Below are 20363 nucleotides of genomic sequence, written 5' to 3'. Positions count from 1 at the left end.
TGAAATCTAGTGCCGGAACACCCGCACCCCGGTGAAGGCCATGGCCACGCCCTTGTCGTCGGCGGCGGCGATGACCTCGTCGTCGCGGATCGAGCCCCCGGGCTGGATCACCGCGGTGGCGCCCGCCGCCACGGCCTCCAGCAGACCGTCGGCGAAGGGGAAGAAGGCCTCCGACGCACAGGCCGAGCCCTGCGCCAGCGAGTGGGCCAGTCCCCCAAATTGCTTGGCATGGGCCTCGCCCGCTTCCTTGGCCCGGATGGCGGCGATGCGGGCGGAGTCGCGCCGGTTCATCTGGCCCGCGCCGATGCCCGCCGTCTGGCCGGCCCTGGCGTAGACGATGGCGTTGGACTTCACGTGCTTGGCCACGGTGAAGGCGAACAGCATGTCGCGCACCTCCTCGTCGGTGGGCTGGCGCTTCGTCACGATCTTCAGGTCCGCGGGCGTGATGCGGGCCAGGTCGCGCGACTGCACCAGCAGGCCCCCGGCCACCGAGCGGAACACCTGCCCCGGCTGCAGGGGATCGGGCAGGCCGTCGGTGATCAGCAGGCGCAGGTTCTTCTTCGCCGCGAACACCGCCTTCGCCGCTTCGTCGGCGCCCGGCGCGATCACCACCTCGGTGAAGATCCCGGTGATCAGGGTCGCGTCGGCTGCCGTCAGCGGCCGGTTGACCGCCACCACCCCGCCGAAGGCCGACACCGCGTCGCACTCCAGCGCCCGGGCGTAGGCTTCCGACAGGTCCTTGCCCACCGCCACTCCGCACGGGTTGGCGTGCTTGACGATGACGCAGGCGGGCTCCTCGAACTCGGCCACCAGCTCATAGGCCGCGTCCGCGTCGGCGATGTTGTTGTAACCGAGCTCCTTGCCCTGCAGCTGGCGGGCGTTGGCCACGCCGGGGCGGGTCTCCGAGGTGCGGTAGAAGGCGCCCGCCTGGTGCGGGTTCTCGCCGTAGCGCAGGGTCTGGGCCAGGCTGCCGGCGATGGTCTTGCGGGCCGGGGCGGCGTCCTCCACCTGACCGGCGAACCAGCCGGACACCGCCGCGTCATAGGCGGCCGTGCGCGCAAAGGCCCGCGCCGCCAGTCGCTTGCGCAGGGCAAGGCTGGTGCTCCCGTCCGCCTTCAGGGCCGCCACGGCCTCGTCGATGGACTCCCGGTCCACGCAGACCGCCACATAGCCGTGGTTCTTGGCCGAGGACCGGATCATGGCCGGGCCGCCGATGTCGATGTTCTCCACGGCCGAGGCGAAGTCGCCCCCGCCCGCGATGGTGGCTTCGAAGGGGTAAAGGTCGATCCACACCAGATCGATGGGGCCGATGCCGTGCTCGGCCATGGCCTTCGCGTGCTCCGGCGCATCGCGCACGCCCAGCAGGCCGCCGTGCACCACGGGATGCAGCGTCTTGACCCGCCCGTCCATCATCTCCGGGAAGCCGGTCAGATCGGCCACGTCCTTCACCGGCAGGCCGGCTTTCTCGATAGCCGCCCGGGTGCCGCCCGTGGACACCAGCTCCACCCCCAGCTCGGCCAGGGCGCGGGCCACATCCTCGAGCCCCGACTTGTCGGACAGGGAGATCAGCGCCCGGACGGGTTTGACGGCGTCGGGGGCAGGCGGAAAGTCGGGCGCGGCGGGCATGGGAATCCGTTCTGGCAGGCTTGGGGCGGGGGAGGCGGGAACGGCGCGCCGTTAACACGCGCCGCCCGGTTCCGCCACCTTCGGCGCGCCTTACCCCGTCTCGCCGCTGGCGCCGGCCGGGCTCATCTTCCAGCGGATCCTGGTCTCGGCGTCGGTGCGGGCCGAGCCGCGCAGCACCAGCTGCAGCGAGCGCCGGGTCAGGCCGTCCGCCACATGGACCGAGGGCTCGATGTCCACGTCCGGCGCGTCGCTCCGGAACCACCAGCCCCGGCCCGAAGCGCCGCGCAGCAGAATGCTGCGCTTGTCCCGCGCCAGAGACGCCTGAACCCCCGGCTCCAGATGGAAGCGCACCGCATAGGGCGCCGCCAGCGGGCGGGCCGCGTCCTTGTGCCCGTCGCACGGATACAGCCGCTCCTCGGCCCGAAGTTCGTCCAGCCGCTGGTCCAGATACAGCCGGCGCTGATGCTTCAGGCCAAAGCGCGGGGCCCAACCGTCGTGCTCGATCTCCAGCCATACTGCGCCCTCGGCGGCGCGGTGCTGGGCGTCCACATGGATCGTGGGCCCCACAAGGCGCGTGCCCAGAAGGTCCGCCTTCCACCCGGTCAGGGGCTGGGCCATGGCCCCGTCGCCCAGACACAGGGTCGAGCCGGCCGGGGTCAGGCGCATGGCCTGCCGCTCATGGGCGCGCGGGGTCCAGCCGCAGTTGGTGACGATGCGGTCCCGCCCGCAGATGATCTCCATGGCCCCGGTCTGGGCGCAGGCCGTGCCGCTCCACGGGCCCGTGGCGGGCGGCGCCGCATCGGCGATCAGGGTCAGCAGCGGGGTATGCACCCGGGCGTAGCCGCCGGGGCCCATGCCCTCCACCGGGCCGGGATCGTCCTCGTCGTGGGCGCGGGCGGCGGCGACCAGGGCCGGGTCCAGCGCCCCGCCGCCCTGGAATGCGGCCAGCCGCCCGTCGGGCAGGGTCAGGGTGCGCAGCCCCATGGTCAGCCGCCCGATGGCCAGCGCCAGCTCCGGCGGCGGCGTCTCGGCCAGCTGCAGCAGCACGTCGTCCAGGGTCAGCAGGTCCAGCAGCAGCTCCAGGCCCGCCTGGGGCGAGCGGCTGGCGTGGGCGCCGTCCTCGCGCACCGTGTGCTTGAGGGCGGACGCCAGCTTGTTCAGGGCGCGGCGACGCAGCGACGCGCCCGCCTTGCCCCCCAGTGCACACCCGGCCACGGCCGCCGCCGTGCGCTGGGCAGCGTTCTCGGCCAGTCCGCCGGGGGGGCGCAGAAGCTGCCGCGCCTGCCGGGCCAGGATGTCGGCCAGCAGGGCGCGGTCCGCCTCATTGGCCACCGCCGCCATGCGCCGGGCCGCGCAGGCCAGGTTGAACACCCGCCGGGCCAGAATGTCGGGCTGCCATGAGAACGGCGACCAGTGGGAGAACACCGCGTGCCAGCCCAGGGTCAGGCGCAGCGCCTCGCGCGCGCCCTTCTCTCCGGCCAGCATCAGCGACGGCAGCCAGGCGAACTCGTGCAGGGCGACGGCGAACGACCGGCTGGGGCTGGGCCGGTTCCAGGGGTCCTCGGGGCTTCTCAGGTCCATGGACACGCCGGACAGCATCATGCGTCCGCCCAGCAGCGCGCGGCCGATCTCGGCGTCGCTGGGCCGGAAGTCGCGCGGCGTGGCGGCGAAGCCCTCGGCGCGGGGCCACTTCAGGGTCTGGTGATAGCCGGGCAGGCCGTACAGCTCGATGAAGGACTGGCGGGTCAGCAGGCGTCCCGCGATGGCCGGGGCCAGGCTCCAGCCGCCGGGGCTGGGCGCGCGCTTCACCGGCGCGGGCGCGGCGGGGCGCGAGGGATCGGCGAAGGGGGCGCTGGGCAGTTTCACGCGGCGGCCTTCAAAGCCTTTATGTTGTCGGCGTAGGCGTCCGCCCCCCCCTTGAACACCGAGGACCCCGCCACCAGCGCATCCGCGCCGGCGGAGACGCAGGCGCCCGCATTGGCCGCCACCACCCCGCCGTCCACCTGAAGGTGCGCGGGACTGCCGGCGCGATCGAGGATGGCGCGGGCGCGTTCGATCTTGGTCAGGGCGCTGTCGATGAATTTCTGGCCGCCAAAGCCCGGATTGACCGACATGATCAGCACCAGGTCCACCAGATCCACCACCTCCTCAAGGATGCTCAGGGGCGTGGCCGGGTTGAACACGATGCCCGCCCTGGCTCCCAGGCCCCGGATCGTGCCCAGGGTGCGGTGCAGGTGCGGTCCGCTCTCGGGATGGACGCTCAGAATGTCGGCGCCGGCCTCGCGGTAGGCCTCCAGCCACGGGTCCACCGGCGCCACCATCAGGTGCACGTCGAACGGCAGGGTCGAATGGGGCCGCAGGGCCTTCACCACCGCCGGGCCGATGGTCAGGTTCGGCACGAAATGGCCGTCCATCACATCCACATGCACCCAGTCGGCGCCCGCGGCCTCGATGGCCGCCACTTCCTGTCCCAGCTTCGCGAAATCGCTGGCCAGGATCGACGGACAGATCAGGGGAGTTTTCACCATGCCCCGACTTACGGCGGGCGCGCATGAGGGGCAAGCGGGGAGGGACGATCAGGCGGAGTTCAGATGACCTGAATCAGGAGCCAACTAATTTAGCTACAGCGTTATCAGCCCACGCGTCTCATACACCGAGGGCTCGTACGGCTTGGCCCGAATGAATGCCGAGGAGGATGTGTTGAGAATCACTTCCGCCTCCCCCGAAGTCGTCAGCTTCAGGAGCGGTGCCTGCCAATCGACGATTTCGCCCGCGAAATGCGATACCTGCCCATCATCGTGGACGGTGAAACTGTAAGTTTTTCCAATCTCAAACATCTGCATCTCCATGTCATCAGTATTCCAAGGATTGCATATCGTTGCGTCAATATCGGTCATGGAAAAGGGCGGGCCCATCGCTGGACCCGCCCTTCTGTTCAGTCTGAGCTGAATGGTCCCGGCTCGGCGTCGCGGGCCGCTAGGCGACCCGCTCGTTGGCCGGGATGACGGACTTAAAAGTCCATGCCGCCCATGCCGCCCATGCCGCCGCCCATGTCCGGGGCGCCGCCGCCCGAGGACTTCTTGGGAGCGTCAGCCACGGCGGCTTCGGTGGTGATCAGGATGCCGGCCACGGAGGCGGCGTCCTGCAGGGCGGTGCGGACCACCTTGGCGGGGTCGATCACGCCCATCTTCACCAGGTCGCCGTACTCCTCGGTCTGGGCGTTGAAGCCGAACGAGGCGTCCTTGTTCTCCAGCACCTTGCCGACCACGATGGAGCCTTCGACGCCCGCGTTCTCGGCGATCTGCCGGATCGGGGCCTGGATGGCGCGGCGGATGATGGCGATGCCCGCGGTCTGATCGGCGTTGTCGCCCTTCAGGCCTTCGAGCGCCTTGGTCGCCTTCAGCAGCGCGATGCCGCCGCCGGGGACGATGCCTTCTTCAACCGCCGCACGCGTGGCGTTCAGGGCGTCGTCGACGCGATCCTTCTTCTCCTTGACCTCGACCTCGGTCGAGCCGCCGACGCGGATCACCGCGACGCCGCCGGCCAGCTTGGCCAGACGCTCCTGCAGCTTCTCCTTGTCGTAGTCCGAGGTGGTGTCCTCGATCTGGCGCTTGATCTGGGCGATGCGGCCCTCGATCGCGTCCTTCTCGCCGACGCCGTCAACGATGGTGGTGTCGTCCTTGGTGATGGTGACCTTCTTGGCCTTGCCCAGCATGTCCAGGGTGACGTTTTCCAGCTTGATGCCCAGGTCTTCCGAGATCACCTGGCCGCCGGTCAGGACGGCGATGTCCTCCAGCATGGCCTTGCGGCGGTCACCGAAGCCCGGCGCCTTGACCGCCGCGACCCGCAGGCCGCCGCGCAGCTTGTTGACCACCAGGGTGGCCAGGGCCTCGCCCTCGATGTCCTCGGCGATGATGACCAGCGGTCGACCCGACTGAACCACGGCTTCCAGGATCGGCAGCATGGCCTGCAGCGAGGACAGCTTCTTCTCGTGGAGCAGGATCAGGGGCTCCTCGAGATCGGCCTCCATCTTGTCGGCGTTGGTGATGAAGTAGGGCGACAGGTAGCCGCGGTCGAACTGCATGCCTTCCACGACGTCCAGCTCGGTCTCGGCGGTCTTGGCTTCCTCAACCGTGATGACGCCTTCGTTGCCGACCTTGTCCATGGCCTTGGCGATCATCTCGCCGACTTCCACGTCGCCGTTGGCCGAGATGGTGCCGACCTGGGCGATTTCCGAGTTGGCCGAAACCTTCTTGGAGGTGGCCTTGATCTCGGCGAGGACGGCGGTGACCGCCTTGTCGATGCCGCGCTTCAGGTCCATCGGGTTCATGCCGGCCGCGACCGACTTCAGGCCTTCCTGAACGATGGACTGGGCCAGAACCGTGGCGGTGGTGGTGCCGTCACCCGCCTTGTCGTTCGTCTTCGAAGCGACTTCGCGGATCATCTGGGCGCCCATGTTCTCGAAGGCGTCTTCCAGCTCGATTTCCTTGGCCACCGAAACGCCGTCCTTGGTCGAGCGCGGGGCGCCGAAGGACTTCTGGATGACCACGTTGCGGCCCTTGGGCCCCAGGGTCACCTTCACGGCATTGGCGAGGACGTTGACGCCGCGCAGCATCTTGTCGCGCGCGTCGGTGTTGAAATGTACGATCTTGGCGGCCATGTTCGGCAGCTCCTATCTATTGATTTCGTTTAAGAAGGTGGTCGACGCGGGTGCTTAGGACAGCACGCCCAGAACGTCGGATTCCTTCATGATGATCAGGTCGTCGCCATCGATCTTCACTTCCGTGCCCGACCACTTGCCGAACAGGATGCGGTCGCCGGCCTTCAGCTCCAGGGCGTTGACCTTGCCGCTGTCGTCACGGGCGCCGGGGCCGACGGAGACGACTTCGCCTTCCTGGGGCTTTTCCTTGGCCGTGTCGGGGATGATGATCCCGCCCTTGGTCTTGGATTCTTCTTCCACGCGCTTGACCAGCACGCGATCGCCGAGAGGACGAAACGCCATCTGTATGATCTCCTTAAAGGATCGAGTTCCTGCCCGGGCCATGGCTGTTAGCAGCCACCCTGCCCGAGTGCTAATGCAGCCGGGAGATAGGCCCCGGGCCCATGCGGGTCAAGGGTTTGGCGTCAGAGAATTTTCTGCGCGGGCCGGGTGGGCCAAGCTCCAGTCGGCGCGAACCTGACGCTCGAACAGGGCCTGGGTGCGGCGCAGGGCGCCGGCCCGGGGGTCGGTTGCGGCGCCGATCCGCTGGAACAGGGCGGCTTCCGCCTCGTCCAGATGCCGCCGCGCCTCGGCGGCCCGGCCGTCGTCCAGCAGGAAGTCGGCCACGGCCACGGTCTGGCGCATGGCCTCGGGATGGCCCGGCGACAGGCGCGAGCGGGCGATATCCAGGGTGCGCCCGTAGACGGCGTCCGCCTCCGCCTTGCGGTCCAGCTTCGCCAGGGTGTGGGCGTAGCCGTCCAGGGTGGCGAGAATGTCGGGACTGTCCGTCCCCACGGCCGGCTCCAGCGCCGCCAGGGCCTGCACGAACAGGGGCTCTGCTTCCGCATGCCTGTCCTGATCGCCCAGGATCAGGGCCAGGTTGGCGAAGGCGATGCCGGTGAACGGATGATCCGGCCCGGCCACCGTCACCAGCAGATCGGCGGCGCGGCGGAAGACGGGATCGGCCTCGGGCGAGCGGCCGGTCATGCGCAGGTGCCAGCCCAGATTGGTCAGGCACTGGGCCAGAAGCTCATCGTCGCCCGAACTTTCGGCGATGCGCACGGCGCGGCGATAGACCGGCTCGGCCGCATGTTCGCGACCCCGGCGGCGCAGGATGTTGCCCAGATTCGACAGGGCGATGGCCACGTGGGGGTGATCCGGCCCGTTGACCGCTTCGTAGACCGTCAGGGCGCCACGGTAGGCCCGGTCCGCCTCGTCATACCGGCCCTGCGCCTGCAGGCTGACCGCCAGCTGGTTCTGGGCGTCGCCGGTCAGGGAATCGGCCTCCCCCAGATGCTCGCGGCGCAGGGTCAGGGCCCGGCGCGCGTGGACCTCGGACTCTTCGGCCCGGCCCAGAAAGTCCAGAATGCGCGCCCGGTCATAGGCCAGGGCCGCCTGTCCCGGCCCGTCCAGGGCGTCGCCGCCCAGCGCCTCGGACCGGTCCAGCAGGGCCAGGGCTTCGGCGTAACGGCCCTGATTGGTGCGGATGCGCGCCAGGGATGCGGTGGCCCGCCCAGCCGCCCCGTGGGCTTCGGGCCCCGCGGCTTCCAGCCGCCGGGCAGCCTCGGCCAGCACCGCATAGGCGCCGTCCACGTCGCCCAGGGCCAGACGGGACCGGGCGGCATCCGTGAAGGCCTCGGCCGCCCCCGCCGCATCATGGTTCAGGACCAGGGCCCGCCCGGCCTCCGCGAAGGCTTCGGCGGCGCCGGCATGGTCGCCCGCGTCACGGCTGTCCCGCGCCGAACGGGCCAGAACCTCCGGGTCCGCCGAGACGGTCACCCGCGAGCCCACGCCGGTCTGGGCTGCGGTCTGGGCCACAGCCGGGCGGGCCCCCGGCAACGCCAGCAGACCTGCCGCCGCCAGGACGCAGAATGACCGAACGCGAAACCCCATGGGCGCCTCCCGTAACGACGGTATGGCCTGGCCGGTCCTGCCGCAAGGCCGTCCTCAGCCTGAACGGCGGATGAACGGAGGCCTCCGGGGACGTTCAGCCCGGCTGGCCAGGATGAAGGCTCACCAGACATCCCGCCCATCTCGGCGGATGCGACTGAAAGGAGCCCATCATGATGAACTTCCGCACCCTCGCCGCCGGCGCCGCGGGCGCCCTGGCCCTGACCGCCGCCTCCGCCGCCCCCGTGTCGGCCGATGACCGCGAGCGCGACGCCCTGATCGGCGCGGGCATCGGCGCCATCGCCGGCGCCCTGATCGGCAACGGCGACGGCAGCTATATCGCCGGCGGCGCAATCGCCGGCGCGGCCCTGGGCTACGCCAGCGCGGACGATGACGACCGCCGCTATTACAGGAACGGGCGCTACTACCGGGACGGCCGCTACTATCGCAACGCCGACGAATGGCGCCGGTACAACCAGCGCTACGACCGTCGCTATGATCGGCGGGCGGACCGCCGCGACTGGCGTCATGATCGCCGCGACGACCGCCGCGACTGGCGACAGGACCGTCGTGAGGACCGCCGCGACTGGCGCCACGACCGTCGGGACGATCGCCGCGATTACCGCCGCTGGTAAGGATTCAGGACGACGCTAGATCGTCTCTCTCTCTCTCTCTCTCTGAGGGGCGGATCCGGAAGGGTCCGCCCCTTTCGCTTGCCGTCACTCGGACAGGCGATCGATCAGGGCTGTGGTCGAGGGATCGTGGGGGCGGGACTGACCGCTTTCGATCTCGCCCAGGATGGTGCGAGCCATGGCCTTGCCCAACTCCACGCCCCACTGGTCGAAGCTGTTGATGCGCCAGATGACCCCCTCCACGAACACCTTGTGCTCGTAAAGCGCGATCAGGGCGCCCAGGGTCTCGGGCGTCAGGCGCTCCATCAGGATGGCGGTGGACGGCCGGTTGCCGGGGAAGGTCTTGTGGGGCGCCAGGCGGTCGGCCTCGGCGGGCGCATGACCGGCGGCGATCAGCTCGTCCCGCGCCGCCTTCAGCGACTTGCCCATCATCAGCGCCTCGGCCTGGGCCAGGGCGTTGGCCCAGAGGGCGGGCTGGGGCCGGTCCTCCTCGTCGCGGGCGACCACCACGAAGTCGGCGGGCACCGTCTCCGGCCCCTGATGCAGCTGCTGGAAGAAGGCATGCTGGCCGTTGGTGCCGGGCTCGCCGAACACCACCGGACAGGTCTGGCGCGGCACGGGAGACCCGTCATCGCGGATGCGCTTGCCGTTGGACTCCATCTCCAGCTGCTGCAGGAAGGCGGCCAGACGGCGCAGGCGGTGGGCGTAGGGCGCCACCGTGCGCGCGCTGCGGCCCAGTCCGTTGACGTTCCAGATTTCGGCGGCGGCCATCAGCACCGGCGCGTTCCGCTCCAGCGGCGCGTCCCGGAAGTGGGCGTCCATGTCCGCCGCCCCGTCCAGCATGCGCTGGAACAGCTCCGGCCCCAGGCCGATGGCGCAGGACAGTCCCACCGCCGACCACAGGGAGTAGCGCCCGCCCACCCAGTCCCGGAAGGCGAAGGTGCGGCCGCAGCCGAACCGCTCGGCCAGTTGCGGCGCGGCGGTGACGCCGATGAAGTGCCGGTCCAGACCGTCGACGGGCAGGGCGGCCGCCAGCCACCGGCGGGCCAGCTCGGCGTTGGCCAGGGTCTCCTGGGTGGTGAAGGTCTTGGAGACCACGATCACCAGGGTGGTTTCGGGGTCCAGCCCGGTCAGGGTCTGGTCCATCTCGGCCCGGTCGATGTTGGCCACGAAGCGGACCTCGATATCCGGCGTGCGCGGCGCCAAAGCGTCCCAGACCAGCCGTGGCCCCAGATCCGACCCGCCGATGCCCACATGGACCACCGTCCGGAACGGCTTGCCCGTGGCGCCTGCCTCATCGCCCGAACGCACCGCGCGGGCGTAGTCGGCCATGGCCTTGCGCACCGCCTTCACCTCCCGCGACACCGGTTCGCCCAGGGCGCGATAGTCGGCGCCGGGCCGCGCTCGCAGGGCGGCGTGGAGCACGGCGCGCCCTTCGGTGAAATTGACCGCCTCGCCGCCGAACAGCCGTGCCCGCGCCGCCTCGATCTCGGCCCCGTGCGCCAGGCCCAGCGCCGCCTCCATCCCCTCCCGGGTCCAGCTCTGCTTGGACAGGTCGATGGTCAGGCCCGCGGCCTCCACCGTCAGGCGCGACAGGCGGTCCGGGTCGGCGGCGAACTGATCGACGATGCGCACGCCGCGATCCCGGGCGGCGACGGAGTCAAAGGCGGTCCAGGCGGCGTCGAGATCCATGGCGGGCTCCTTCGCAATCGGGCGCGATCGAACAGGGTCAACACATCGTTTACGGGGCAGGCGTAAGCCGGGGCAACCGGCATTCCGTCGAATCGCCGCCGAAGGAGCCTGCCATGTCCTGCGGACTGATGATCGCCGCCGCCCTGATGCTGACCGATCCCACCGTGGCGGCCGCGTCTGCAGTCACACCGTCGGCCGAGACGCCGGTGGCGGGCGAGTCCCTGTTTCTGGACATCGTGTCCCGTTCACAGACCCTGAAAGGGGTGGTCGACGGCTGGATCGAGACCGGCTTCGACGCCGCCGCCTTCGCCGGCTTCCGCCAGGACGCCGAGGCCCTGGCCGCGCTGGACATGCAGGGCCACATCACCCTGCGCGACCGCAATGTGGACGGCGACCTGAAGTGCATCCTGCGCGGCATCGCCGAGGACATGCCCGGCCGTCTGGACGCGATTCAGAATGCGCCCGACGACCGCGAGCGGGGCGTGGCGCTCAGCGAGCTGTCGCACCTGCTGGACGACAACGCCGCCGTCATCCTCGCCCCGCCGCAACCGGCCTCCTGAGGACTCAGGCCGCCTCGGCGCCCTCTTCAAGCTCATCGGCGTATTTGATCGAACAGCCATACGGCTGGGCGAACGGAGTCGCCACGGGACGGCCGGCTCCGTGGTCCTCCAGAGCTGCGCGCACATAATTGGTCGCGCCGTCCAGCGTCGCAACGTCGGCGCTGGGCCGGTCGTCGATGCCGCCGGTGAAGATGATGCGGCCCTCCTCGTCGATCACGCGCATGTCGGGCGTGGTGACCGCGCCATAGGCCCGGCCTGTCTCGCCGGTGGGGTCCGCCAGCAGGTGGGTGAAGCTCGCGTCGTACTCGGCCCGCCAGCCGCGCGCGTCCTCGCCCTCCACATAGCCCTGGGTGCCCGGGGCTGACGAGATGATGGTCAACCAGACCACGCCGTCCTGGGTCGCCTCCTGCTGAAGCGCCTGCATCGGCCCGGTGTAGTGCTTGCGCACATAGGGGCAGTCCTCATTGGTCCATTCCAGAACCACCACCCGGCCACGGAAATCGGACAACGAAACCTGTTCGCCCTCGGCGCTGACCAGGGTGAAGTCCGGCGCCATCTGGCCGTCAGCCTCGGCGGTCTCGGTGGTTTCGGGTGCGTCGGCGGGCGCCTCGGCCGGTTGATTGCAGGCCGCCAGAGCGAGGGCGGACGCGGCGGCCATGGCCAGGATGCGGATCTTCATGGGATGGGCTCCTTGGTTGGTCGAAGGGATCAGGCGGCGTCGTTGAGCGCCTCGGCCACGAGGCCGGGGGTCAGAAGCTGGGGCAGGATGCGCGGCGCGTCGGAACCGGAACCATAGATCAGATACAGCGGAACGCCCGAGCGGCCGTGCCGCTCCAGCTCCCGCGCGATGGCGTCATCCCGCAGGGTCCAGTCCGCGACCATATAGACCGCGCCGGTGGTCTCGACGGCGCTCCGCACCCGGTCCGACGCCAGGGCGGCGCGCTCATTGACCTTGCAGGTCACGCACCAGTCGGCGGTGAAGTTCACGAACACCACCCGGCCTTCGGCCCGGGCGGCCTGAACCGCCGCGGGCGACCAGGGCGTGGAGGACAGGGCCCCGCCTTCGCTTGCGCCGGCGGCTGCCTCAGGGGCGCGGGCCAGCGAGGCGCCGCCGCCCGCCAGCCCCATGGCCGCGACGATGGACAGGACGGCGGCCACGGTGCTGACCACCCCGCCGCGTCCCTCGGCCCGCGCCGCCTGCCGCCAGCCCCACAGGAACAGGCCCAGGGCCAGCATCAGGGCGCCGGTCATCAGCAGGGCCAGGGACTCCGCCCCGGCCTGACGGGCGAACACCCACACCAGCCACAGGGCCGCGCCGTACATGGGAAAGGCCAGCACGCCCTTGAGCCGGTCCATCCACGGACCGGGGCGCGGAAACCGCTTCAGCAGGCCCGGCGACAGGCTCACCGCCACATAGGGCAGGGCCAGACCCAGCCCCAGCATCAGGAACACCGCCACGGCCATGGGCGCGGGCATGACGAGCGCGGCGCCGAGGGCAAAGGCCATGAAGGGCGCGGTGCACGGCGCCGCCACCACCACCGCCAGAACGCCGGTGAAGAAGGCCCCCACGCTGCCCGGCAGGCGCGACAGGCGTCCGCCCGCGCCGCCCTCGGCCAGGCCCTGCGCCGCCATGCCCACATGGAACACGCCCGACAGGTTCAGACCCACCGCCAGCATCAGCAGGGCCAGGCCCGCAATCACGCCGGGCGACTGCAGCTGGAAGCCCCAGCCCACGGCCTGCCCCGCGGCCCGCAAGGCGATCAGGGCGACGGCCAGGATCAGGAAGGTGGTCAGCACCCCGGCCAGGAAGGCCAGCCCGTCCCGCCGCGCCTCGCCCGGCTCGTGGGCCGAGGCCGACAGCGCCGCCGCCTTCATGGCCAGGATCGGGAACACGCACGGCATCAGGTTCAGGATCAGTCCGCCGATCAGGGCGAACAGCGCCGCCTGCAGGAACAGGCCGACCCCTGTCGGCGCCGCGCGCTCCGCCAGGGCGCCCTCGCCGGTGGTTCCCGCCAGCGGCTCGCCGACCTCGGCGGTGATCTCCCAGGCGCCCGCCGATGTGGACAGCACCCCGGCCATCGGGCCGTTCAGACCGCCGGTCAGAATGGCCCGACCGGCCGTCAGGGTCAGCGACAGGCCGTCGGATCCCCGCTCGCCCGGCTGTTCGGCCGGATGGTCGATGACCCCGCCCTCGAAGGGGAAGAAATAGACGTCGGAAAGATCTTCGCCCGACAGGGCCTCGCCCGTGACGGTCAGCAGCACCGTCTCGCCCTGACGCGTCACCCGCGCGGTCAGGTCGCCGGGGCGTGGGGCGGTCTCGAGGATGCGGGAAATGGCCGCGCCGTGCGCCCGGTCCAGCGGGGCCTCCCCGTCGTCCACGCGCAGGTCCAGCGTCAGGGTCAGCTCGTCCGGCACGCACATCTCGTCGCTGCACACCATGAACAGGGCGTCCACCGACAGCGACAGCACCGAGCCCGGCGCCGCATCGGCCGGGATCTCGATGGGGACCGGCAGATAGATCTGGTCCGAATAGCCGTAGTTCATCAGGCTCTGCAGCCGCTGGCGCTCGGGCAGGGGCCAGACGATGTCGCCCGCCTCCACCCCGCCGGGCAGGGTCCAGTCCAGTTCGGTGGGTCCGCCGGAGTCGCCCGGATTGCGCCAGTAGGTGTGCCAGCCGGGCTCGATGTCCTGCCGCACGGCCACCACGGCGGTGGAGCCCGGCGCGGCCCACTGGCTCATGGGGACCAGTTCGGCGGCGATGCGCTCGGTGCGCTGCACCTGGGCGTCGGCGGGCAGGGCCGCCAGCCAGACAAACAGACCGATCAGGACGGCCGACAGCGATCGCACGGGCGTTCAGTCTCCACAGGTGTTGCGGTTCCTGACGAACCCTAGCGATCCCGCCGACAGGTGCAACCGGAACCGGCGCCGCAGGCCTATTGATCCGCCGGACGGGTCCCGGCGTTGACCGCGATGCGGCCGATCAGCCCTTTGACGATCAGATCGAGGGGCGAGCCCTCGCGATAGTCGGCGGCGGCGACGAAATTCACCCGGTCCTCCGAGATCAGCGAATAGATCTTCTGCTGGTCGCGGTCGGAATTGCGCGGGTCATAGACGGCGATGGAGAAGCCGCCCTTGGTGTGCATCATCTTCATGGTGGGCACGTCGGTGTCGCCGTCGCCCAGGAAGATCATGCGGTCGAACGGGATCGGCCGCTCGTCATCGGGGATGAAGCGGTTGATGCGCTCGTGCTCGTAGTGGTTCAGCACGCCCTTGTTGATGCGGAACAGGTACTGGGTCTTGGTGGTGTAGTTCACTCCCACCGCCGGCCACACGGCCACGCCCTTGTCATCATAGACGAATTTGGACGCGAACACGTGGCGGAAGGCATCGCGGATGGGACAGCCCTCGATCATCTCCTCCAGCCCGGCCGAGATGATGTAGTGCTCGATGTCCAGGCCGTAACGGGCGCCGAAGGCGTCGATGCGCGTGAACCAGCCGGGTCCGGTCAGGTCGGTCTTGAGCCCGTCGAACAGCTTCACGTCATGGCCGTGCTCGAGCAGGTCCCGTCGCGTGATCGGCTGGCCGTTCTCGCGCGCCCGGGCCAGCATCAGCTGCATGTACATCAGGATGTTGTCGCCGTCGGCCTCGCGGGTCAGGCGGTCCGCCTCGGCCCAGAAATCGCCGATGCCCATGCCGACCGAGGGGATGAAGGTCACCTCCTGCATGTTTCCCCGCGCCAGGGTGCCGTCGAAATCGTAGATCAGGGCGGTCTTGAGGCGTTTCGTCATGCCCGGCCTTCCTGAAGCTCGAGGCCCAGCTCCGGATGGGCGGCCGCCGGCTGGATGTCGTGCGGCAGGTGCAGGATGAAGCTGGCGCCCCGGCCCGGCTCGCTCTCCAGCTCGGCCCAGCCCCCGTGCAGTTCGATCAGCGCCTTGACCAGGGCCAAGGCCACGCCGGGCCCGCCGCGCTCGCGCTGGATGTAGCGGTCAAAGACGTGGGCCTGCAGGTGATAGGGGATGCCGTGGCCCGTGTCGGTGACGCGGAACCGCGTCTCGCCGACGCCGCGCGCGGCCTCCAGGGTCACGCGGCCGCCTTCGCTGATGGAGCGGGCGGCGTTGTCCAGCAGGTGATCCAGCGCCTGGACCAGTCGCTTCTGATCCGCCCGCACCGCGCCGATCTTGTCCGGGCAGACGACCTCGACCACCCCGCCGCGGCCCTCGACCCGCGCCCGCACCCGCTCCGCGCACTGCTCCAGCACGTCGCAGACCTGCACGTCGCCCAGACTCAGGTCCATCTCGCCCGCGTCGATCTGGGCCATGTCCAGCACGTCGTCGATGGAGCGGGCCAGCTGATTGGCCGCCACCCGGATCGCCCCCGCGTGCTGGCGCGTCCGCTCGTCCAGCAAGCCTTGCGCCTCCAGCAGTTCGGAATAGCCGACGATGGTGGTCAGGGGCGTGCGCAGTTCATAGGAGACGCTGCCCACGAACTGGCGTTTCAGCTCCTGACTCTCGCGCAGGGCCGCCTCCCGCTCGGTCAGGGCCTGCTCCAGCTCGCGCCGGGCGGTCACGTCGGCGAAGGCCACCAGGGTCGCGCCGTCGGGCAGGGGCCGCGTCTGCCAGGCGGCCAGCCGGCCGTCCTCGGTGCGGGTTTCGCCCGACACCGCCACGCGGCTCTCGGGATCGGGATCGGCCACCCGCGCCTTCAGGCCCAGCCAAAGGGCCGCGTCGGGCGCGGTGCGCTTGCACAGCTCGGCCAGGGAATCGAAATCACTGGCCTCGCCCAGCTGGTCTGCGGTCACGCCCCAGAAGGTCTCGAAGGCCTCGTTGTGCAGACGCAGCCGTCCGTCCGACCCGAACACCGCCACCGCGTCGTTCAGCTTGTCGAGGGTGGCGCGCTGCACCTGGATCTGGGCGTTGTAGCGGCTGCGCAGGTCCAGCTCGCCGGTGATGTCCGAGAACAGCAGCAGCACCCCGCCCAGCGGATGCGGCTGGCGGACCACCCGCAGGGTCCGCCCGTCGGGCAGGGACCAGCTGTCGTCCGGCGCGGCTTCGGTGGCCCCGTAGAACTCCAGCTCGTGCGCCTTCCAAGCCGGATAGTCGTCCCGCTCCGGCAGCTGGCGGCGCTGGCGCAGGCGATCCAGCAGTTCGGCGTGGGTCGGGCGGTCGTCCAGCCACGCCGGGTCGATGCCGAACAGCTGCTGGAAGGCGGTGTTGTGATAGGCCAGCCGCTTGGACGGGCCGAAGATGGCCACCGCGTCGGCCAGATGGTTCAGGGTCTCGTCGTGCCCCTCCACATGGCGGCGCAGGGTGTCGCGGGTCTCTTCGGCCTCGGTCACGTCCAGGGCGAAGGCCGCCGCGCCCAGGGCCTCGCCGCTTTCCGCCCGGCCCAGCGGTTCGGCGATGATGCGCCACGCCCGCCGCCGGCCGCCGCCGGAGGTCCAGCGGAACCCTTCCTGTCTCATGCCCAGCCGCGCGGCCTCGGCGATCAGGGCGTCGGCGCCCCGGTCAAAGCCCAGGCCCCGGTCCACGGCGTCGGCCACGCTCTCGGCCTTCACCTCTTCCAGCCAGGCGCGGTTGGCCCAGACCAGCCGCCCGGTCCCGTCCACGCGCCAGGAGGGAACCGGCGAAAGCTCCGTCAGGGGCTCAGCCTCGTCCGCGCCGTCATGGCCGCGAAGCACTTCGCTGGACAGCTTCAGCCAGGCGGCGCCCGCCGCGGCCCGGCCCTGGACCCTGAGAATGCCGCGCGGCGTGCGGGCCAGGAAGTCGCAGGGCGCGCCCTGGGTCTGCAGCCGCGCCAGCCGGTCGGCGTTCTCCGGCGCGCTGGCGACCAGAGCCATCAGCAGATCACCCTCCCCGTCGCCCAGCAGCACGGCGCGCACCCGCCGGATGTCGGCGGGTTCGCCCTGGGGCTCCGCGCCTTCGCCATCCGCCGTCAGGCCCAGATAGATTTCGCCGAAGGCGCCCAGACCCGCGTCGCGGTCGGCCAGGCGCGATTCCAGGGCGGTCTGACGCGCATCCGCCGCCGACGCGCGCGCCAGCATGCGGTTTCTCAGCCGCCAGGCCCAGGCGCTGACAGACAGGGCCAGCCCTGCCGCCCCGGCGGCGGCCACGAAAGCGATGTCGGCCTCAGCCATGGTCCTCACCCGCCGATTCGGCGTTCACCATAACCCGGAACGGGCCAAATCCATCACGGTGCGGACCGCCACGTTGCCTTGGCGGCCCGCACGCCCGATATCAGCCCCATGACCGATGCCGAACCCGCCTGGACCGACCAGACCGCCCCCTCCCTGGATGACTTCGCCCGTCTGGCCGAGTCTGCCTTCGCCGGCCTGCCCGAGGGGTTCCGCGCCTTCGCCGGCGATGTGGAGTTCCGCATCCTCGATTTCGCCGATTCCGAGACCCTGTCGGAAATGGGCATGCAGGACCCGTTCGAGCTGACCGGCCTGTATCACGGGGTCGATCTGTCCCAGCGCACCGGCTTTGATCCGTCTCCGACGCCCTCGCGGGTCTATCTGTATCGCCGTCCGATTCTGGACGAGTGGTGCGAGCGCGGCGACGTGGGCCTGTCGGAGATCATCGCCCATGTGCTGATCCACGAGATCGGTCACCACTTCGGCCTGTCTGACGACGACATCGACGCCATCGAGGACGGGCTGCGCTGACCCGGCCGCCGTCAGGCCGTGCGGATGACCCCGCCCGAGGCCTCCACCGGCCAGGGCGTCAGCCGCCCTCCGGCGCAGGGACCGCCCACGCATTCGCCGGTCAGGGGTTTGAACACCGCCCCGTGCCAGCCGCACAGGATCAACTCTCCGTCCCGGGTCAGGTAGCGGTCCAGCTCGATGGCCAGCGGAAAGCCCTGGTGCGGACAGCGGTCAACCCAGCCGGCCACCTGGTCGTCCTTGCGCACCACGAAGCCATGAAAATAGGCCTCGCCGATCTGCAGCACGAAGGCGCGCGAGCCGGGATCGGCGATGTCGGCCTCCGCGCACAGGGTCACGCCGGGCGGCGTCTTCCACACCCGCTTGCGCTCGGTCGGGGGTTCGGGCGGTCGGGCTTCAGCCACCTAGTCCGCCTCGACGCGGATCGGGCGGGTCAGCAGATCCTCTATGGCCTGGTCCACGCTCCAGCGCCCGGCCAGAACCTCGGCGGTGGCGGTGCAGATGGGCGCGTCCACCGCCAGCTTCTCGCACAGGTCGCGCACGGCCGGGGCGCTCTCATAGCCCTCAGCCACCGACCGCTTGCCGGCCAGGGCCTCCGTCACCGTCTGGCCCCGGCCCAGCGCCAGGCCCAGACTCATGTTGCGCGATTGGGGGCTGGAGCAGGTCAGCACCAGATCGCCCAGACCGCACAGACCCCGCACGGTCTCGGGCCGCCCGCCCAGAGCCTCGGCGATGCGGGTGATCTCGGCGAAGCCCCGGGTGATCAGGGCGGCGTGGGCGCTGCGGCCCAGCTCGCGGCCCTCGACGATGCCGCAGGCGATGGCCAGCACATTCTTGATGGCCCCGCCGATCTCGGCGCCCACCAGATCGTCGGCCAGATAGGGCCGGAAGGTCGGGGTGGCGATGGCCGCGGCGATGGCCTTGCCCAGCGCCTCGTCCTCACAGGCCAGGGTCACGGCGGTGGGCAGGCCGCGCGCCACCTCGCCGGCGAAACTGGGGCCGGACAGCACCGCCGACGGCGTGTCGGGCAGCACTTCCGCCAGCACCTCGGTCATCAATTTCAGCGAACCGCGCTCGATGCCCTTGGAGCACAGCACCACCGGCGCGCCCCCGCCGGTCTGGTCCCGGAACGCCTCCAGCGTGCCCCGCAGGTGCTGGGCCGGCGGCACGGCCAGGATCAGGTCGCAGCCTTTCAGATCCGCCATGTCGGTGGTGGCGGCGACGCCGTCCTCCAGCGTCACGCCGGGCAGGAACAGGTCGTTGCTGCGCCGGTTGCGGATGCTCTCGACCACCTCGGCCTCGCGGGCCTGCAGCGTGGTCTTCAGTCCGGCCCGTGCGCAGACCTGGGCCAGGGCGGTGCCCCAGGCGCCCGCGCCGATCACCCCCGCCGTGCGGAACTCACCCATGGCTTCTCCCTTACGCCTTCGCGCCTTTGCGGCCTGTTTTATAGAGCGGATCGGCCAGGGCCGTCGCCTCGTCCAGCGGCCAGCGGGGCCGGGCCGCCACATCGATGTCCGAAACCAGCCCCAGCGCCAGTCGTTCCGCCCCGGCCAGGGCGATCATGGCCGCGTTGTCGGTGCAATAGGCCAGCGGCGGCGCCATAAACTCAAAACCGCATGCGGTCGCCGCGCGCTCCAGTTCGGTGCGCACCGTGCGATTGGCCGCGACCCCGCCCGCCACCACCAGCAGGCGGTGCTCATGGCGCGTCCCATAGTCGTCCATGGCCCGCGCCGACCGCTCGGTCAGCTGGCGGGCGATGGCCTTCTGCACCGCATCGGCCAGATCGGCCCGGTCCTGATCGGTCTCGCAGGTGGCCGCCAGCTTGGCCGCCGCCGTCTTCAGCCCCGAGAACGAGAAGTCGCAGCCCTTTCGCCCCAGAAGGGCCCGGGGCAGGTCGAACCGCGCCCCGTCGCCGGTCGCCGCCAGCTTTTCCAGCGCCGGGCCGCCCGGATAACCCAGGCCCAAAGTCTTGGCGATCTTGTCGAACGCCTCGCCCGCTGCGTCGTCGATGGTGGCGCCCAGCCGGGTCATGTGGCCGATGCCGCGCACCTCCATCAGCTGGCAGTGCCCGCCCGACACCAGCAGCAACAGGAACGGATAGGGCGCCGGCGCCGCCAGACGGGCCGACACCGCGTGGCCCTCAAGGTGGTTGACCGCGATCAGGGGAATGCCGCGGGCCAGAGCCACCGCCTTGCCGAAGCTGAGCCCCACCATGACCCCGCCCACAAGGCCGGGCCCGGCGGTCGCCGCCACCGCGTCCAGCCCCTCGAAATCCACGCCGGATTGTTCCATGGCCCGCCGCACCGTGCCCGCGATGGCCTCCACATGGCTGCGCGCCGCGATCTCGGGCACCACCCCGCCGAAGGGGGCGTGCTCCGCGATCTGGCTGTGCACCACGGAGGACAGCACCTGAACCGCGCCGTCCGGCATCTGCCGCACCACCGAGGCCGCGGTCTCGTCGCAGCTGGTCTCCAGCCCCAGCACGGTCAGGACGCGCGCTTCAGCCGTCTTCGGGGCCGCCGTTGCCGCCGCCGCCTCGCTGCTATAGTCCGCGCCCATGCTCATCGGGTCGAGGTAGCCCCCCGCCCCCTCCCGCGCAACAGAAA

At 70.7% G+C, this 20363-nt stretch carries 18 protein-coding genes; 3 read left to right on the top strand and 15 right to left on the bottom strand.

Annotated elements, in window-relative coordinates; genetic code table 11:
• Positions 1 to 6 precede the first annotated feature (6 nt).
• From purH to IWC96_RS13450, 7 genes are all read right to left on the bottom strand, one after another.
• Complete coding sequence (purH, locus tag IWC96_RS13480; RefSeq protein WP_021696930.1) at positions 7 to 1626, bottom strand: bifunctional phosphoribosylaminoimidazolecarboxamide formyltransferase/IMP cyclohydrolase; 1620 nt, start codon at positions 1624 to 1626, stop codon at positions 7 to 9.
• A 90-nt stretch (positions 1627 to 1716) separates the two neighbouring features.
• Complete coding sequence (locus tag IWC96_RS13475) at positions 1717 to 3492, bottom strand: heparinase II/III family protein (protein WP_021696929.1); 1776 nt, start codon at positions 3490 to 3492, stop codon at positions 1717 to 1719.
• A complete protein-coding gene (gene rpe, locus IWC96_RS13470; protein WP_242397097.1) occupies positions 3489 to 4151 on the bottom strand; it encodes a ribulose-phosphate 3-epimerase in 663 nt (220 codons plus the stop codon). The genes IWC96_RS13475 and rpe overlap by 4 nt, the downstream gene beginning before the upstream one ends.
• 96 nt (positions 4152 to 4247) lie before the next feature.
• A complete protein-coding gene (locus IWC96_RS13465) occupies positions 4248 to 4523 on the bottom strand; it encodes a hypothetical protein (protein ID WP_148291447.1) in 276 nt (91 codons plus the stop codon).
• A gap of 113 nt (positions 4524 to 4636) precedes the next feature.
• Entirely contained in the window at positions 4637 to 6286 is a 1650-nt protein-coding gene (gene groL, locus IWC96_RS13460; RefSeq protein ID WP_196839091.1) for a chaperonin GroEL, read from the bottom strand.
• 54 nt (positions 6287 to 6340) lie between these two features.
• The gene (groES, locus tag IWC96_RS13455) at positions 6341 to 6628 is read right to left on the bottom strand and encodes a co-chaperone GroES (RefSeq protein WP_021698725.1); all 288 of its coding nucleotides are present in this window, start codon (positions 6626 to 6628) and stop codon (positions 6341 to 6343) included.
• A gap of 108 nt (positions 6629 to 6736) precedes the next feature.
• On the bottom strand, positions 6737 to 8218 hold the full coding sequence (locus tag IWC96_RS13450; protein ID WP_021698724.1) for a tetratricopeptide repeat protein: 1482 nt from the start codon (positions 8216 to 8218) through the stop codon (positions 6737 to 6739).
• Positions 8219 to 8388: 170 nt separating this feature from the next.
• Here IWC96_RS13450 and IWC96_RS13445 point away from each other — a divergent pair, with 170 nt between their 5' ends.
• Positions 8389 to 8850, top strand: a complete 462-nt coding sequence (locus tag IWC96_RS13445) for a hypothetical protein (protein ID WP_196839090.1) — start codon at positions 8389 to 8391, stop codon at positions 8848 to 8850.
• A gap of 84 nt (positions 8851 to 8934) precedes the next feature.
• On the opposite strand, the gene pgi is transcribed toward IWC96_RS13445, so the two are convergent.
• Entirely contained in the window at positions 8935 to 10539 is a 1605-nt protein-coding gene (gene pgi, locus IWC96_RS13440) for a glucose-6-phosphate isomerase (RefSeq protein ID WP_196839089.1), read from the bottom strand.
• A gap of 113 nt (positions 10540 to 10652) precedes the next feature.
• On the opposite strand from pgi, the gene IWC96_RS13435 reads away from it, so the two are divergent.
• The gene (locus IWC96_RS13435) at positions 10653 to 11099 is read left to right on the top strand and encodes a hypothetical protein (protein WP_196839088.1); all 447 of its coding nucleotides are present in this window, start codon (positions 10653 to 10655) and stop codon (positions 11097 to 11099) included.
• A gap of 4 nt (positions 11100 to 11103) precedes the next feature.
• Here the strand turns inward: IWC96_RS13435 and IWC96_RS13430 are convergent, their stop codons facing one another.
• The 4 genes from IWC96_RS13430 to IWC96_RS13415 form a co-directional block, all read right to left on the bottom strand.
• Positions 11104 to 11778: a thioredoxin family protein gene (locus IWC96_RS13430; RefSeq protein ID WP_196839087.1), complete on the bottom strand. Its 675-nt coding sequence runs from the start codon at positions 11776 to 11778 to the stop codon at positions 11104 to 11106.
• Positions 11779 to 11807: 29 nt separating this feature from the next.
• Positions 11808 to 13946 carry a protein-disulfide reductase DsbD family protein gene (locus tag IWC96_RS13425; protein WP_370541144.1) on the bottom strand — a complete coding sequence of 713 codons (2139 nt, stop codon included), beginning with the start codon at positions 13944 to 13946 and terminating at the stop codon, positions 11808 to 11810.
• An 86-nt stretch (positions 13947 to 14032) separates the two neighbouring features.
• The gene (locus tag IWC96_RS13420; protein ID WP_196839086.1) at positions 14033 to 14887 is read right to left on the bottom strand and encodes an HAD family hydrolase; all 855 of its coding nucleotides are present in this window, start codon (positions 14885 to 14887) and stop codon (positions 14033 to 14035) included.
• A complete protein-coding gene (locus IWC96_RS13415) occupies positions 14884 to 17232 on the bottom strand; it encodes an ATP-binding protein (protein ID WP_196839085.1) in 2349 nt (782 codons plus the stop codon). The genes IWC96_RS13420 and IWC96_RS13415 overlap by 4 nt, the downstream gene beginning before the upstream one ends.
• A 108-nt stretch (positions 17233 to 17340) precedes the next feature.
• On the opposite strand from IWC96_RS13415, the gene IWC96_RS13410 reads away from it, so the two are divergent.
• Positions 17341 to 17760: a metallopeptidase family protein gene (locus IWC96_RS13410; protein WP_196839084.1), complete on the top strand. Its 420-nt coding sequence runs from the start codon at positions 17341 to 17343 to the stop codon at positions 17758 to 17760.
• Between the two features lie 11 nt (positions 17761 to 17771).
• On the opposite strand, the gene IWC96_RS13405 is transcribed toward IWC96_RS13410, so the two are convergent.
• From IWC96_RS13405 to tsaD, 3 genes are read right to left on the bottom strand one after another with little or no spacing between them, the layout of a single operon-like run.
• Positions 17772 to 18161: a Rieske (2Fe-2S) protein gene (locus tag IWC96_RS13405; RefSeq protein ID WP_021698356.1), complete on the bottom strand. Its 390-nt coding sequence runs from the start codon at positions 18159 to 18161 to the stop codon at positions 17772 to 17774.
• On the bottom strand, positions 18162 to 19163 hold the full coding sequence (locus IWC96_RS13400) for an NAD(P)H-dependent glycerol-3-phosphate dehydrogenase (RefSeq protein ID WP_196839083.1): 1002 nt from the start codon (positions 19161 to 19163) through the stop codon (positions 18162 to 18164). It lies immediately after the preceding gene.
• A gap of 10 nt (positions 19164 to 19173) precedes the next feature.
• A complete protein-coding gene (tsaD, locus tag IWC96_RS13395; RefSeq protein ID WP_021698354.1) occupies positions 19174 to 20322 on the bottom strand; it encodes a tRNA (adenosine(37)-N6)-threonylcarbamoyltransferase complex transferase subunit TsaD in 1149 nt (382 codons plus the stop codon).
• Positions 20323 to 20363 lie beyond the last annotated feature (41 nt).

Origin of the sequence: Brevundimonas sp. BAL450 (assembly GCF_015767455.1) — a bacterium.
Taxonomy (GTDB): domain Bacteria; phylum Pseudomonadota; class Alphaproteobacteria; order Caulobacterales; family Caulobacteraceae; genus Brevundimonas; species Brevundimonas abyssalis.
Note: the sequence above shows the minus strand (reverse complement) of the source record. Positions and strands in the feature narration are given on the sequence as shown.